We start from the raw sequence: 16,156 nt of genomic DNA, 5'->3' as shown, positions 1-16,156 counted from the left end.
ATCAATCGGGATCAAGCCAGACCTTTTCGAAATGCATTTCATAGGCCGGATGCATAGCATCATTGTGAACACCGGGCACACAGTGTTTTGACAGTGATTTCCAATAGGGCTGGATAATCACACCCGATCTTTGAAGAATAAGTTCCAGATCCCTCATGACTTCCCGACGCCTGTCAGCATCCGCGATGGACATGGCCTGCTTGAGTTTCCTGTCGAACTCCGGATCGCTGAACCCCGTCTCGTTCCACGACTCGCCGGTCCTGTAAGCCAGTGCAAGCACCTGAACCCCAAGCGGGCGCATGTTCCAGTTCGTGATCGAAAAAGGGTATCGGGTCCAATTATTCCAGTAGATATCTCCTGGATAGACGGTACGGCGCACATTGAACCCGGCCTCACGCAACTGAACCGCAACCTCGTCAGCCGTATCCCGCCTGTCCTCGTCGTCGATGGAAACGAGCTCATGTCCGAAGTCGAGCTGCCCCGCTTCGGCCATGAGCGCCCTCGCCTTGTCGAGATCGCGCCGGACTCTCGGCAACTCGGCGTATTCGGGGTGTATCGGACTGACATGATGGTTTTCGGCGACAACCCCGAACCCCCTGCAACTCGACATGAGCACCCTCTCGTTGTCGACGGCGAACTGTAGGGCCTGCCGGACACGGATATCGTTGTAGGGCGATTGATGGATGTTGGTACGGATCACCACGGTGTCCGCCGATACGGCATCATGCCGTGTCAGGCCGAGCGCATCCATGACAGCGATGTTTTCTCCCGTTGTCTCGTAGTTCGTATGGATATCTCCATTTCGAAAGGCGGCCGCTATGGCCTGCTGATCGCTACCGAAGTCGATCCACTCGATACCGTCGAGAAAGACGTCACCACCCCACCAGCCTTCGCGACGACTGACAGACGCCGATATCCCCATATCGAGATGATCGAGCTGAAACGGTCCGGTGCCGACAGGCCATGCCGAAAGCCTGGCACCAGTACGGTCGAAGTCGCGATGAACGATCAGTGCAGGATAATCCGACATCCCGGGAATGATGGTGATATCGGGAGATGACAGATGAAGCCTGAGTGTATGGTCGTCAACCCGCTCGACCGCATCTGCGTAAATGCGGTCGGTCTTAGGGTCAATCAGCGGTGTCATGCGCCCGGCCATCGAATTTCCGGGGACAGTCCGGTCACACCAGCGTTCGATGTTGAAGATCACGTCATCAACATTGAACGGATCGCCATTGCTCCAGGTGACACCCTTGCGCACATGCAAGGTATAGTCCCGCGCATCGTCACTTATGTCCCATGATTGGAGCAACCATGGCTCGAAGGTGAAGCTGGTCGTGTACCGCACCAACGGCTCGACGAATTGCCGGGCGATATTGGCCATCTCGGACCACGCGAAGACTCGCGGGTCTCCAAGCGGACGAACCCGCATGGCGACCTTCAGCACCCCGCCCCTGACACCGGACGAGGCCTGAGCCAGGCTCGGTACCGCCTGGCCGATCAACCCATATGCCGCTGCGGTGGTTGCACCAAAGGCTGTCGCAAGTGCAAGAAACTCGCGCCTGTTCAGCCTTCCCGCATGGATATCCTGCCTGAAGATGTCGATGAACGGATGCCGTCCCGAAGATTTATCCATGTCATGGTCCCTGCAATCACCGTTTCATACTGAAGGCAACGAACCACAGCACCATACCTTCAGCATCCCGACAGGATAACCAATGCTGGTTTACAAATCATGGATACGGATATCTTTCCCCGACAGGAGATATGCGGCTGTCCGCTCCATGCCGCACGTCACGGGGATATTTGTCAGGCAAACCACCAACGCTGGAACGAGCGGGCACCGTCGAGTTCCCAGTTCCCCGCGAGGTTCGGGCCATGCAGCAGGTTCGAGCGGCGAGCATAAACCCGATTGCGGAAGAACGGCACGATGGCACCGCCATCGTCGCGGCAGAGTTGCTGCATCTCGCGATACATTTCCGTTCGCCTGCCATTATCGAGTTCGGCCTTGGCCTCGTCCAAAAGCATGTTGAAACGCTCGTTGTCCCAATGGCTTTCGTTCCACGGGGCACCTTTCTTGTAGGCCAGCGAGAACATCACATCAGGCGTCGGCCGCTGCCCCCACTGAACCACCACGAACGGCTTCTTCAGCCAGACATTCGACCAGTAACCGTCATTCGGTTCGCGTATCACATTGATATCGATACCACATGCCGCAGCACTCTCCTTGAAGAGAACCGCCATGTCGACCGCACCCGAGAAGATGAAATCGGCCGTCGACAGATCGACCGCCAGCTTGCTGAGCCCGGCCTGCTTGAGGTGGAACTTCGCCTTGTCGGGATCGTAATGACGTTGTTCGAGGTTGGCCCAGTATGGCAATGACTGGCCAATCGGGTGGTCGTTTCCGACGGTACCATGTCCCAGGAGGATCTTTTCGACGACCGCGTCGCGATCAATGCCAAACTTCAACGCCAGGCGAACATTGACATCGTCGAACGGTGCGGTGTCGCAGAACATCGGGATCGTGACATGTGCCCCGCTCGGAACCTCGTCGACCTCGATGTTCGGATCGCGCCCCAGCAGTGCCACCGTCTTCAGGTCGACATCGCTGATGGCGTCGAACTCTCCGGTCACGAGTGCGGTCTGCCGCGCATTGACATCATTGACCACCGTGGTCACGACCGAATCGAAGAAGGCCTGATTCTCGCGAAAATAACCGTCATGTCGGGACAGTTCCGTACGCACCCCCGGGTCGTGCGCCTCGATCTTGTAGGGTCCTGTCCCGATGCCACTTTCCCAATCGACATTTCCTTCGCCATCGGAAGGCATCATCACCAGGTGATAGTCCGACAGGAGATAAGGAAGATCGGCATTGCCGCTTTTGGCTTCGACGATCAACGCATGTTTTCCGTCGGCACGGATGTCTTCTATGTCTTCCAGCAATGGCTTCGCCGCCGAAGGCGAATTCTCCTTTCGATGGAAATTGAGCGAATCGACAGCATCGCTTGAGGTGAACTCCTTGCCATTGTGAAACTCCACTCCTTTGGCGAGTTCAAACCTCCAGGTTCTTGCCCCGTTGGAGGCTTCCCAACTCGCAGCCGCATCCGGTCCTATCTCGTTGGTATTCGTGATTTCGGTAAGATAGCTGCGCATCGCGTGGTTCAGCTGGATCATGTAGACGCTTTCCGTCGTCCCGGGATCAAGCTTGTCGGTGGTATTACCATCATGCATGCCAACGCGATAGTTGCCTCCCCGCTTGGGCGTCTGGGCTTCGACACTGCTGGCCCACATTGCAGTTGCTGCACTCACGGTCATGCCTGTCGCCAGCGCATCCCGCATGAATTGTCGCCGGCCGATCGTTCGCGAACGACCGCGTTCGATCAGATGGTCAATGAAGAGGTCTTTGGAATTCTGCGTCATGTTTGACACGTCCTCTTGGAAGAGTGGTCATTCATGCGACGCGATCAGACGCGTCACGCGGAGGCGCTACCTGGTACGCAGGCAATCGCTCGAACCCTATGTCATGGGCGGCATGACGTCAAATCTGCCCGGGAAGCCCCGATTCAGCGGTGCCCGTGTACAGGAGACATCTCAAACATTGCGCAGGCGCTCCGGCGTGCAGATGGAACGTTGGGTCGCTTCGCGGATGAACGATACGATCTCCATGACCCGGGGGCGGTCGGCAAACAGTTCCGCAACTTCGGCCAGCCTGTCGGCAAACGTTCCCTCGCTTTCGAACATCATGCGGTAAGCCTGACGCATGACGATGATTTCATCATGGCCTATGCCCCGACGTTTCATGCCGACCGTATTCAGGCCCGAAAGATGCGCACGGTTGCCCATGACCGAACCATAGGGAATGACATCGCGCTCAACCCCGCTCATGCCGCCGATCATGGCATGGTGGCCAATCCGCACATATTGGTGGATGGCAGACAGGCCACCGAGAACCGCGTGATCTCCGACATGGACATGACCGCCCAAGGTGGCATTGTTCGCCATGACCACATGATTGCCAACCTGACAGTCATGAGCAACGTGGGTTGTGGCCATCAGCAGGCAATCCGTCCCGACGCGGGTGACCATGCCACCGCGTTCGGTGCCGGGATTCAGGGTTACATGCTCGCGGATCACCGTGCGTGCGCCGATGAAGAGTTCCGACGGTTCACCACGATATTTCATGTCCTGGGGCGGCTGGCCGATGACTGCAAAGGGATGGACCCGGCACTCCTTGCCAAGCTGCGTACGGCCATCAATGACGACGTGTGAAATCAGCCGACAGTCATCGCCGAGAACGACATCGGGGCCGACGATGCAATAGGGACCGATCTCTACCCCCGGCGAGATTGTTGCACGAGCATCAACAATCGCCGTCGGATGGATAGATGTCATTTCATGCGTCCAGCACCTTGGCTGTAAACAGGGTCTCGGCCACCACATCGTCCCCGACCCTCGCCGTGCCCGCAAAGCGCCAGATACCGAGTTTCTGCCGTTCCTTGCACACCTCGAAGCGAAGCAGCACGCCCGGCCTGACCGGCCGGCGGAAGCGGGCCTGGTCGACGGCCATGAAGTAGACGCCGTCGCCCTGCCCCAAACGGTTGCGCGACGACACCACCAGGACAGCCGCCGTCTGGGCCATGGCCTCGATGAGCAGCACTCCGGGCATGATCGGGTCACCGGGGAAATGGCCCTGGAAAAATGGTTCGTTGAGAGTGACGCCCTTGATCCCGACGGCCCGTTCGAAGGCGGTCATTTCCGTGACCCGATCCACCAGCAAAAACGGATAGCGATGCGGGATACAATCGATGATCTGATGTGCCTCAACATCGGCGAGCACGGTCCCCGGCTCGAATGCTGGCTCGGTCATGAGAGTTTTTCTCCGTTCTTTCGTTCAAATCCCGACAGCAACCGACGCAATACCGCAATCTCGCGACGCCAACGACCGATCGGCTGCGCCGGGAACCCCCCATACACGACACCATCCGGAACGTCTCTCGTCACACCGGAACGGGCAGCAAGCCGTACGCCCGAACCGATGCTCAAATGCCCCGCGACCCCGGTCTGCCCTCCCAGGACCGATCGATCACCAACCTCGCTGCTTCCCGACAACCCCGTCTGGGCAACGATCACCGCTCCGGTGCCAATGCGCACATTGTGGGCGACCATCACCAGATTGTCGATCCGACTATGGGCTCCGATCACGGTATCCTTGAGGCTGCCCCTGTGAATGGTCGTATTCGCACCGATCCGCACGCCATCCTCGACGATAACACGACCGAGTTGGGGAATATCCTCGAATGGAAACTGCCCCATGGCAAAACCGAACCCGGCTTCGCCAATGACCGCGCCGGCCTGAATGACGACATCATCGCCGATCAGCGCATGACTGACCTTGGCCCCGGCCCCGACAGCGGTTCGCGCACCGATGACAACGCCGGAGCCGATGACCGCATGAGCCGCAATCCGTACCCCTTCCCCGATTTCGGCCCCCGCGTGAACGACGACGCCCGGAGCCAGGTGAACACGCTCATGAACAACGGCATGACGATCGACGAAAGCCTGCCCGAAGCGTTCATCGCGTTTGAAAGGCATGTCCCGTGGGCAGGGCTCCGGATGAAACGCCCGGGCAATGCGACCAAAAGCCATTTGCGGGTCAACGACGACAATGGCCAGTGCCGAAGGCGGCAGGCTCGAACGCTGTCCTTCCGCCACGACGATCAGGCCAGCCCTTGATACCGCTGCCATGTCACGATAGCGCGGAGCAGCCAGGACGGACACATCGTCCGGCGCAGCATCGTCGAGTGCTGCGACACCGTTGAACGGTCGGTTTACGGTCTCCCCGCCAACCAGAATTCCGCCCGAATGGTGCAATAACTGCGGCAAGGCCAGAGGCCCCGAATGACCGAAAAACCTCGGGTCGGCCATCGTCAGTCGGCGCTGGCGTCAGAAAGCTTCACATCGGGCAGTTTGGCGTCGAGCCGTGTCAGCACTTCCTCGGTCAGATCGATGCGCGGCGAAAAAAGGAGCACGCCCGAGCTCGGCAACACAACGTTGAAGCCGGCCCGCTCCGCCAGATCGCCTACTACCTCGATCAGGGTATTGCGCACCTGGGAAAGGGCTTCGGACGAGACATCGTCAAGCTGGCGTCGCCGTTCCTGGACCATTCGCTGGACTTCGCCGACATCGGCCTCGAACGCCTGCCGCTTCTCTGCATAGGCTTCGGCAGACAGGATCGTCCGCCGCTTCGTCAATGCCTTGTCCTCTTCATGCAGACGCTGCTCTTCCCTGGCGATCTGGTCCTGGTAACGCTTTCGGCGCGCCTCGACCTGGTTGCGTATGCTCTGGGCTGCCTTGGCATCTCGCAGGATACGCTGATAATCGATCACCGCGGCAACAGCCGGCTCCAGAGGCTCCACAGCCTGCGCCATGGCCACTGCAGGCAACAAAGTCCCGACAAGCCCCACAACGAGAAAGAGGAGTCGAACCATGGGTGTTACCTCAGAACCTTGTGCCGAATGAGATTCTGAAACTCTCTGTCTGGTCTTCATCCTTCTTGACCACGGCCTGCGCAAAGTCGATCGACAAGGGGCCAAGCGGCGAAAGCCAGGACAAGCCAATGCCCGCACCGACCCTCGGATCGCTGTTGTCGATCAGGGTCGGACCGTGCACGTCGATTTCATGCAATGAACCGACATCGACAAATGTGCGTCCGAACATTCTCAACTCCTCGGGCAGCCCCAGAGGGAAACGAACCTCGGCCGTTCCCGTATAGTACAAGTTCCCTCCCAGCGAGTCGTCCGTCTCCGAGTCGCGCGGCCCGATGCCGCCTGCCTTGAATCCGCGCAGGCTCGAACCACCGATGAAGAAACGGTTGGACAAATGAACATCCTCGCCAGTCAAGCCGTGAATGTAACCGAAACCCGCGCCCAAATTCAACACAACGTCAGGGTAAATCTGATAGTAGTAATCTGCACGGCCCTCATTCATGATGAATTTGTTGTCACCGCCGAGTCCTGCCAGTTCCTGATCGAGCCGCAACAGGTAACCTTCAGATGGAAGAAAGCGAGTGTCACGCAAGTCATAAGTGAACGTTTCGCCTATGGAAGATGTTATACGACTGCCTTCCTCTTCACGGATGAACACCGAAGCTGAATTCGAGACACTTTCGATCTTGTCCTCGCGTAGTGTGTACCGGACCGAATGGTGCAGATGTTCGGTGAGCGGATAGTCGGCACGAAGCACGCCGCCGGTCGATGTCTCGTCGAACGAACTTTCCGATTGAAAATCGGTCCTGCGCCGGAAGACGTCGATTCCCGCAGCCAATTCCCGATCGAGGAAATAGGGATTGGTGTAGCTGAACTCGACGTCCTGCCGACGGCCTGAAACGGTAAGGTTCGAGGAGATGCTGTTTCCCGTACCGAGAAGATTGCGTTCGGTCAGACGGATATCGAACAACGGACCATCGCTGGTCGAAAAGCCGGCACCGAACGAAAGTTCACCTGTCGATCGTTCCGAGACCTTGACATTGATGTCGATGCGATCGGCAGCCGCAGCCTGACTGGTGGTCACATCGACACTGTCGAAATAGCCCAGATTGCGAATGCGTTGCTGCGAACGCCTCAGCAGCGCCACATTATAGGCATCTCCTTCGGACAACCGCATCTCGCGACGGATCACTTCATCCAGCGTGCGGACGTTCCCGGTAATGTTGATCCTGTCGACATAGACCCGCTGCCCCTCGGCGATCGAATAGGTAATCGCGATCGTCAGCGCATCGCGATCAATCTGCGTCACCGGATCAATATTGGCAAAGGCGTAGCCCAGTTCGCCGGTCTTGTCGGTGAGCGCCTGGATGGTACTTTCCACCTGGTTGGCATTGTAGACCTCGCCTTCCTCGGTCTGGACCAGTGATCGCAGGTCATCGAGTGAAAGGTCACGTATGGAGCTTTCGAGATCGATCTTACCGAAATGGTAAAGGTCTCCCTCGTCGACCGTGAACGTGATGTAGAAAGCACTGCCATCCGGCGTAAGTTCAGCGATGGCCGAAACGACCGCGAATTCGGCATATCCCCGTTCGAGATAGAAACGACGAAGCAATTCCTGATCGAAGGCGAGACGGTCGGGATCGTAGGTATCCGCGCTGGACAATATCCGCCAGAACGCGCTTTCCTTCGTCTCGATCACACCCCGCAGGGTGTTGTCCGAGAACTTCTCGTTACCGATAAAGCTTATGCCGGCGACCTTGGTCTCGGGACCTTCCTCGATCTCGAAGACGAGATCGACACGATTCTGGTCAAGTTCGATGATCTTTGGATTGACCTGCGCGGCATAGCGACCGTTTCGTCGGTATAACTCAAGGATGCGGGATACGGCTGTCTGCACACGCGCTCGGGTGTAGACCACCCGTGGCCGGATCTGGACCTCCGATTCGAGCACGCTATCCTCGATACGGAGATTGCCTTCGAACGCGACCCGGTTGACGATCGGATTCTCGACCACCGACACGACGAGATCATTCCCCGTCCGGCGAATGACCACATCGTCGAACAAACCGGTGGCAAAGAGATTTTTCAGGGAATTGTCGAGCGCTGTCGAATCGAAGGTATCGCCGCGATGTATCGACAGATAGCTTTCAACTGTGGCATCTTCGATACGCTGGTTGCCTTCAATGATGATGTTCTGAATGCGGTCGTCAGGCGATTCCGCCCGAACTGGAAATGCAATCGGAAGTTGGGTCGCAAGGAACAGCAAGGCTCCGATAACAGATAGCATACGACGCATGATTGAACCCATGTCTCCAGGCCACGACTGAAAGCACTCCCTTGCCGAGATATAGGGGAGTGGCTCGCCCGCGGCGGAAACCCGGCCATTGGCCCGGAGACGCAGGTGCGTTCAGGCTTCGAATGCGGTTAAAAATCCGCGCCCAGCCTTTGAAATCAGGAGATGAGTCCAGTCACGAACGATATCACGTCAAGATGAACGAGATCGTTCCAAGTGGCGAAAACCATAAGACTCAACACCATCGCCAGACCGACCCGAAAGGCGATCTCCTGACTTCTCTCCGTCAATGGCCGCCCGCGTGCGGCCTCGATGGTGTAGAGCACGATATGACCGCCGTCCAGCATCGGGATGGGGAACAAATTGATCAGCCCCAGATTGATTGAAAGGACCGCTGTGAACCATATGGCGGGAACCAGACCGTCCTGTGCGATCTCTCCCGACATCTGGGCAATGCGCAGCGGGCCTCCCAGTTCGTCCGCACTGCGGCTGCCGACAATCATCTCGCCCAGCGCCTTGAGGGTACCGACGACCATCTTGCCGGTTTCGGACACGGCCTCGAATACGGCCATCCCCGGCGAACTCGTCCTGAACTCGATGGAGTTGCTGGTTATACCAACCAACCCGACCCGGTGCACCTGACCGAAACGATCCTCGATTTCCTCAAGGGCCGGCGTCACGGTGACATCGAACTGCGTATCCCCGCGCCTGACCGTGAACAGCAGAGGCATCTCGGCTGCCGGCCGCACATATTCCTGCAGATCCTGAAAACTCGAAATTGCCGCGCCATCAACCGCCACGATACGGTCTTCCGGAAGCAGACCTGCCTCGGCAGCCGGACTGCCGTCCCGGATCTCCGCCACGACTGCCGGAGTGTACGGGCGGCCACTGATCATGAACAGTCCGGCAAGGACGGCAATGGCGAAGATGAAATTGGCTGCCGGTCCGGCAACGACGACCGCCATCCGCTGCCACACCGTCTTTGCCGGAAAACTGTCCGGATCCTCGGCTGTCGCGGCATCCGCAGTCGCACTGGTGGCATCGGCGTCACCCAGCATCTTCACATAGCCGCCAAGGGGTATCCAGCTGACCTTCCAGCGGGTGCCATGCCGATCGTTGAAGCCGAAAATCTCCTGCCCGAAACCGATAGAGAAAGTCTCGACCTTGATGCCGTTACGCCGTGCGACCCAATAGTGACCGTATTCATGAATGAAAACGACCACGGACAGGATAACGACAAAAGGAATCACATAAGTGACGAACTGATGGACCAGGTCCATGTGGGCCCTTTCCCGGATCTAGACAAAGATTGAGGTGTGACGTTCGACCCTTGCCCCAGCATGACGACGTCCGGCCGCATCGTAGGCCAGGACTTCTTCAAGAGACGTTAACGAGCCCCCGTCTGCCTGGGCAAGCACGTCCTCAACGATGGCCACGATATCGAGAAAGCCGATACGTCCCGCGACAAATGCAGCCACCGCAATCTCGTTGGCCGCATTGAACAGGATAGGAGCAGGCCCACCCGCGTTCAAGGCCTGCCGCGCCAGGCGAAGAGCGGGAAAAGCCTCGTCATCGGGCTTCTCGAAGGTCATCTGGCCAAGCGCCGCCAGATCGAGTCTTGCAGTGCTCACCGACAAACGCGACGGCCAGCCCAGCGCATGAGCGATGGGGACCCGCATGTCCGGCGGGCTCAATTGTGCCAGCGTCGACCCATCCTTGTACGTGACAAGACTGTGAATGATCGATTGCGGATGTACGACGACCTCCACCGAGGTTTCATCGACATCAAAAAGATAGCAGGCTTCAATGAGTTCAAGAGCCTTGTTCATCATCGTGGCACTATCGATGGTAATCTTGGTACCCATGGACCAGTTGGGATGGGATAATGCGCTCTCCAGCGTCGCACCGGCCATCCGCTCACGCGTCCAACCGCGAAAGGGACCGCCCGATGCCGTCAGGGTCAATGTTTCCACAGAACTTGAACATGATCCTTCAAGAGATTGAAATATGGCACTATGCTCTGAGTCGACAGGAAGCAATTTTGCACCATGCCTGCTAACTTCGGCGAGCAGTAACGGTCCGGCACAAATAAGACATTCCTTGTTGGCAAGACCAATCAGGGCACCCCGTCGAATGGCCGCGAGTGTCGGCGCCAGACCGGCTGCTCCCACGATGGAGGCCATCACGAATGCGGCATCAAGTTCCGCCGCATCGACAATGGCCTGCTCGCCAGCCATCGCTTCGATGCCCGTTCCCCCAAGAAGACTTTCCAGCCTTGGCAACAGATCCAACTGCCCGATTACCGCCCTTTGGGCACGGAACTCAATCGCCAGACTTGCCAGTTCCTCGACACGCCCCCAGGCTGTCAGTGCTACCACCTTGTAGAATTCCGGCGATTCGCGGATGACTTCAATGGTGCTCCTGCCCACCGACCCCGTCACACCGAGAATCGTCACGCTGCGTGGATGGTCAACCGATGGCGGCTGGACATTTCGGGTCATGCAACACCTTTGGTAACGAGGACGAGGGCCAGCGCGGGCAGGGCCAGCATGTAACCATCGAGCCGATCAAGAAGTCCGCCATGCCCGGGAATGATACGACCGCTGTCCTTTACTCCGGCGCGCCGTTTGAGCCAGGATTCGAACAGATCGCCACCTTGGGCAATCAACGCAAGGACACCGGCCAGAAGAGCTGCCGAATACCAGGTGAAGCCGATCAGGTTGCAGGCGATGGTACCCACGGCCATGGCCGACACGAGACCACCGACCAGACCCGACCATGTTTTTCCGGGGCTGATCTTCGGCGCAAGCTTCGGGCCACCGACCGACGAGCCGACGAAATAGGCACAACTGTCCGTCACGATAATCACCACCACAAGCCAGACGACGATCTCGAGCCCCCGCTGGTCATCACGCAACCACAACAAGGAGAGAAATGGCAATCCCAGATAGATTCCACCACAAATGCAACTCATACGCTGACGAAGCCCTCGATATCCCAACAGGGCAACCGACAAGGCCATGACCACCAGAAGCACGATCAGACCGGGCAGGAGCCCGTCACCGCGCCAGCCGTCGAAACTCGACGCGAGGGCGAACAGAACGACAACGAGAACGGGTGCTGCAGCAACAAGCACATCGTCCCGCCAGCTTGGTGCTGACTGCGTCAACCGGGTCCACTCATGCGCGAGTCCGTACAGGAGAAACGGGAGTACACCCGCCAAGACCCAGCCACCGAAGCCGATTTCGACGGCTGCGATCAAGGCCACGACCGCACCGCCGAACAGGCGTTTGGGAAGGTCCGGCCTCACCGGCTAGCCTGAACGGGCGCCATAGCGGCGCTCACGTGCTGCATAGCGTTCGATCGCATCACACAGATGTTGCTCGGAAAACTCCGGCCAAGCGATATCGAGAAACACGAATTCGGTGTAGGCAAGCTGCCAGAGAAGAAAATTGCTGATCCGCTGTTCGCCGCTGGTGCGAATGAGGAGATCCGGATCCGGCACACCGCGAGTATAGAGGAAACTGGCGAACGTCTCTTCATCAATCAATTCCGGGTCGAGTCTTCCGGCCACCGCCTCCCGGCCGACTTCACGGGCCGCCTGCACGAGTTCGTCACGCCCCCCGTAACTCAACGCCACCATCAAGGTCAGCCGCTCATTCGCCTCGGTCTTGGCCTCGGCCCGCTCGATGAGATTCCTGATGTCGGCATCGAGACGGCTACGGTCACCGATGATCCGCACACGCACACCATTGGCATGAAGGGCGTTGATCTCCTTTTGCAGATAGAACCGCAAAAGGTTCATCAGTTCGCCAATCTCGCCAAGCGGCCGGCGCCAATTTTCCGACGAAAACGCGTAGAGAGTCAGATACCGTACGCCGAGTCGACAACACCCCTCGACAGCCCGGCGCACCGATTCGGCACCCTGCTTGTGGCCATAAATCGGCGGCATGCCACGTGCACGCGCCCAGCGCCGGTTCCCATCCATGATGATCGCCACATGAGCCAGCGGAACTGCACCACCACCCGGATTTCCTGCGACCATGGCTGGAGAACTCAACGCATTCGGCCTCAAACCGTCTTGATATCCTGCTCCTTACCTTCGAGCAGCTCATTGATCGTCTGGATATGCCTGTCCGTCAGAGCCTGAACCTCATCGGCCCACATCTTGTGCTCATCCTGCGATATTTCGCCATCCTTTTCCATACGCTTGAGCTGGTCCATTCCGCCGCGGCGAACGTTGCGGACCGCCACGCGGGTCTCCTCGGCATATTTATGGGCGACCTTGACCAGTTCGACCCGGCGCTCCTCGCTGAGCTCGGGAATGGGCACGCGAACCAGCTGACCATCGGCCGCCGGATTGAGGCCCAGAGAAGCATTGCGAATAGCCTTCTCGACCGCCTTTACCAGCCCCTTGTCCCATACCGAAACGGATAACATCCGCGGCTCGGGAACACTGATACTGCCGACCTGGTTGAGCGGCATTTCAGCGCCGTAAGCCTCGACCACCACGGGTTCGAGAAGGCTCGCGGACGCACGTCCGGCCCTCAGGCCGGCAAATTCCTTGCGCAGCACATCAACCGCACTATCCATGCGCCGTTCGATGTCGTCGAGATCGAGCTCACCCTCGCTCATGACCGTCCTCCCATACCCGTTTCTTCGGTTATGATCGTATGCGGCTCCTCACCGCGAAGAACCCGGGCGAAGGCACCGGGTGCGTGGACCGAAAACACGATGATGGGGATATGATTCTCGCGCGCAAGGGCGATTGCGGAAGCATCCATGACCTTGAGATCGTTGGATAATACTTCGAGATAGGTCAATCGTTCCAGACGACGGGCACCAGGGTCCTTTTTCGGATCGGCCGTATAGACGCCATCGACCTGCGTACCCTTCAGCAGAAGGTCACAGCCCATTTCGGAGGCCCGCAGTGCTGCTGCCGAATCGGTGGTGAAGAAAGGATTTCCCGTCCCGGCGGCGAAAATCACGACCCGCCCCTTCTCCAGATGCCGAACCGCGCGGCGACGGATATAGGGCTCGCATACCGCCGACATCGGTATGGCAGACATCACCCTCGTGGGAATGCCAGCCTGTTCGATAACGCTTTGCACGGCGATCGCATTGATGACCGTCCCCAGCATCCCCATGTAGTCAGCGCTGGTCCGTTCGACACCGGCTTCAGCCAAAGACGCACCACGGATGATGTTCCCGCCGCCGATGACGATGCAGATTTCAACGCCCAGAGCATAGGCTTCGGAAACATCGCCCGCGAGCTGCCGCAGGACGGCACGGTCATGACCGAATCCCTGACGGCCCATGAGCGCCTCTCCGGACATCTTGAGGAGCACACGCCGGTGACCTGTCTTCGATGCCTCGCCGTCGCTCATTCTTCTTCGTCCAATCCGTCCCGTTCGAACCACCGCCGCCGCATGGCCCGTCATAGATAGTCCACGACGGGCCATATATGCAAACGGGCCAATCAGCTCGTCAGCTTGGCAACCTCGGCAGCGAGATCGTCTTCCTTCTTCTCGACACCTTCACCCAGAGCCATCCGGACAAAGCCCTTGATCTCGACATTCCCGCCAATGGACCTGGCCGCATCGGCCACCGCCTCCTTGACCCGCTTGTCCGTGTCGATCACGTAAATCTGCTCGAGCAACACGCTCTCTTCGTAGAACTTGCGCAGGCGTCCCTCGACCATCTTGTCGATAATGTTCTCGGGCTTGCCTGACGCCCGTGCCTGCTCGGCCAGAACGTTGCGCTCGCGCTCGACGACAGCCGGATCAAGCCCATCGACATTGACTGACTGGGGACTGGTGGCGGCGACATGCATGGCTATCTGACGCCCCAGATCGGCTATCTTTTCCGCGTCGCCAGCCGACTGAAGAGCTACCAGAACGCCGATCTTACCCAACCCGGGAGCTTGCTGGGCATGGACATATCCAGCCACGGCACCCTGATCGACTTCGAGATAGTCGGTACGGCGCAACTGGATGTTCTCGCCAATGACCCCCACCGCATCGGCAATGCTGTCGGCCACGCTCTTGCCCGTGGATGGCAGCACCTGTGCGGATAATTTCTCAAGATCGCCGCGAGCCTCGATGGCCACACCGGCGATCGATGTCACCAGATCCTTGAACTGGTCGTTGCGGGCAACGAAGTCCGTCTCGGAATTGACTTCGACGACCGCGCCGCGCGTGCCATCGAGAGCTACGGCGACAAGCCCTTCGGAGGTTACGCGACCCGACTTCTTGGCGGCGGCGGCAAGGCCCTTCTTGCGCAACCAGTCGACGGCGGACTCCATGTCGCCACCCGTTTCGCCCAACGCCTTCTTGCAGTCCATCATGCCCGCTCCGGAACGCTCGCGGAGCTGCTTGACGAGAGCAGCAGTGATCTCAGCCATGATATTCGAATCTCTTTCGATAGATGAAGTGCAGGTTCAGGGGTCAGCCGGCGGCCTGCGCCTGTCCGTCCTCCCCTGCAGATACCGGATGCGAAACCGGATCGGATTCTTCGGCGGGAGCGGCCTCGACCACATCCTCGCCAACAAGCTCCTCGACCTCGCCCAGATCGACACCGCTGGCCGACATCTCGGCCTGAATGCCGTCGAGCACGGCCGCGACCATCAGATCGCAATAAAGGTTGATCGCACGACTCGCATCGTCGTTGCCCGGGACCGGATAACGGATACCTTCAGGATTGCTGTTGCTATCCAACACCGCGACAACGGGAATACCCAGCTTGTTGGCCTCGGCAATCGCGATCGACTCCTTGTTGGTATCGATCACGAACAGGATATCGGGGACCCCCCCCATGTCCTTGATGCCACCGAGAGAGCGTTCCAGACGCTCCTGCTCACGCTGAAGCTGCAACAACTCCTTCTTGGTAAAGCCGCTCTGACTGTCGCTCAGGCGACTCTCAAGCTCGCGCAGACGGCGAATCGAATTGGAAATGGTGCGCCAGTTGGTCAACATGCCGCCCAGCCAGCGATGATTGACATAATACTGACCACTACGGGCAGCTGCCTGCGCCACCGGTTCCTGTGCCTGGCGCTTTGTCCCGACGAACAGAACACGACCACCACCGGCGACCACGTCGCGAACCGTCTTGAGCGCGCGATCCATCATCGGCACGGTCTGGGTCAGGTCAAGGATATGGACACCATTTCGCACACCGAAGATGTACTCGTCCATGCGCGGATTCCAGCGCCGGGTCTGGTGGCCGAAGTGAACGCCAGCCTCAAGCAGCTGACGCATCGTGAAGGTCGGGAATGCCATGATCGTTCAGTCCTGTACCGGTTGATCCACCGCGGGTGCTGGATCCGGAACATCCGGACACCGGTGAGTGCCGCAGGGCTGCGACCCACCCGCGTGAGAGG

Annotated in this window: 15 protein-coding genes; all 15 read right to left on the bottom strand. The window is 58.7% G+C overall.

Annotated features, from left to right (window positions below; all coding sequences use genetic code 11):
- Position 1: 1 nt before the first annotated feature.
- Positions 2–1,636, bottom strand: a complete 1,635-nt coding sequence (locus H6851_13650; GenBank protein ID MCB9944648.1) for an ABC transporter substrate-binding protein — start codon at positions 1,634–1,636, stop codon at positions 2–4.
- Positions 1,637–1,809: 173 nt separating this feature from the next.
- Positions 1,810–3,420: an ABC transporter substrate-binding protein gene (locus tag H6851_13645; GenBank protein MCB9944647.1), complete on the bottom strand. Its 1,611-nt coding sequence runs from the start codon at positions 3,418–3,420 to the stop codon at positions 1,810–1,812.
- Positions 3,421–3,591: 171 nt separating this feature from the next.
- Positions 3,592–4,392 (bottom strand): acyl-ACP--UDP-N-acetylglucosamine O-acyltransferase, encoded by an 801-nt coding sequence (gene lpxA / locus H6851_13640; GenBank protein MCB9944646.1) that lies wholly within the window; start codon positions 4,390–4,392, stop codon positions 3,592–3,594.
- Between the two features lies 1 nt (position 4,393).
- On the bottom strand, positions 4,394–4,867 hold the full coding sequence (gene fabZ / locus H6851_13635) for a 3-hydroxyacyl-ACP dehydratase FabZ (GenBank protein MCB9944645.1): 474 nt from the start codon (positions 4,865–4,867) through the stop codon (positions 4,394–4,396).
- A complete protein-coding gene (gene lpxD, locus H6851_13630; GenBank protein ID MCB9944644.1) occupies positions 4,864–5,925 on the bottom strand; it encodes a UDP-3-O-(3-hydroxymyristoyl)glucosamine N-acyltransferase in 1,062 nt (353 codons plus the stop codon). Before lpxD ends, fabZ begins: the two co-directional genes overlap by 4 nt.
- Positions 5,926–5,927: 2 nt before the next feature.
- On the bottom strand, positions 5,928–6,488 hold the full coding sequence (locus tag H6851_13625) for an OmpH family outer membrane protein (protein MCB9944643.1): 561 nt from the start codon (positions 6,486–6,488) through the stop codon (positions 5,928–5,930).
- A gap of 10 nt (positions 6,489–6,498) precedes the next feature.
- A complete protein-coding gene (gene bamA / locus H6851_13620; protein ID MCB9944642.1) occupies positions 6,499–8,772 on the bottom strand; it encodes an outer membrane protein assembly factor BamA in 2,274 nt (757 codons plus the stop codon).
- A gap of 164 nt (positions 8,773–8,936) precedes the next feature.
- Complete coding sequence (gene rseP, locus H6851_13615; GenBank protein MCB9944641.1) at positions 8,937–10,058, bottom strand: RIP metalloprotease RseP; 1,122 nt, start codon at positions 10,056–10,058, stop codon at positions 8,937–8,939.
- A gap of 18 nt (positions 10,059–10,076) precedes the next feature.
- On the bottom strand, positions 10,077–11,279 hold the full coding sequence (locus H6851_13610; GenBank protein ID MCB9944640.1) for a 1-deoxy-D-xylulose-5-phosphate reductoisomerase: 1,203 nt from the start codon (positions 11,277–11,279) through the stop codon (positions 10,077–10,079).
- The gene (locus H6851_13605) at positions 11,276–12,088 is read right to left on the bottom strand and encodes a phosphatidate cytidylyltransferase (GenBank protein MCB9944639.1); all 813 of its coding nucleotides are present in this window, start codon (positions 12,086–12,088) and stop codon (positions 11,276–11,278) included. The genes H6851_13610 and H6851_13605 overlap by 4 nt, the downstream gene beginning before the upstream one ends.
- A 3-nt stretch (positions 12,089–12,091) precedes the next feature.
- Positions 12,092–12,823: an isoprenyl transferase gene (locus H6851_13600; GenBank protein MCB9944638.1), complete on the bottom strand. Its 732-nt coding sequence runs from the start codon at positions 12,821–12,823 to the stop codon at positions 12,092–12,094.
- 26 nt (positions 12,824–12,849) lie between these two features.
- Positions 12,850–13,413, bottom strand: a complete 564-nt coding sequence (gene frr, locus H6851_13595; protein ID MCB9944637.1) for a ribosome recycling factor — start codon at positions 13,411–13,413, stop codon at positions 12,850–12,852.
- Positions 13,410–14,165, bottom strand: a complete 756-nt coding sequence (locus H6851_13590; protein MCB9944636.1) for a UMP kinase — start codon at positions 14,163–14,165, stop codon at positions 13,410–13,412. The genes frr and H6851_13590 overlap by 4 nt, the downstream gene beginning before the upstream one ends.
- A 92-nt stretch (positions 14,166–14,257) precedes the next feature.
- Complete coding sequence (locus H6851_13585; GenBank protein MCB9944635.1) at positions 14,258–15,181, bottom strand: elongation factor Ts; 924 nt, start codon at positions 15,179–15,181, stop codon at positions 14,258–14,260.
- Between the two features lie 43 nt (positions 15,182–15,224).
- Positions 15,225–16,055, bottom strand: coding sequence for a 30S ribosomal protein S2 (gene rpsB / locus H6851_13580; protein ID MCB9944634.1), 831 nt, complete (start codon positions 16,053–16,055; stop codon positions 15,225–15,227).
- Between the last annotated feature and the right edge of the window lie 101 nt (positions 16,056–16,156).

Source organism: Geminicoccaceae bacterium (assembly GCA_020638465.1).
GTDB lineage: Bacteria > Pseudomonadota > Alphaproteobacteria > Geminicoccales > Geminicoccaceae > JAGREO01.
The sequence above is the reverse complement of the archived record's forward strand: the minus strand, read 5'-3'. Positions and strand labels throughout refer to the sequence as shown.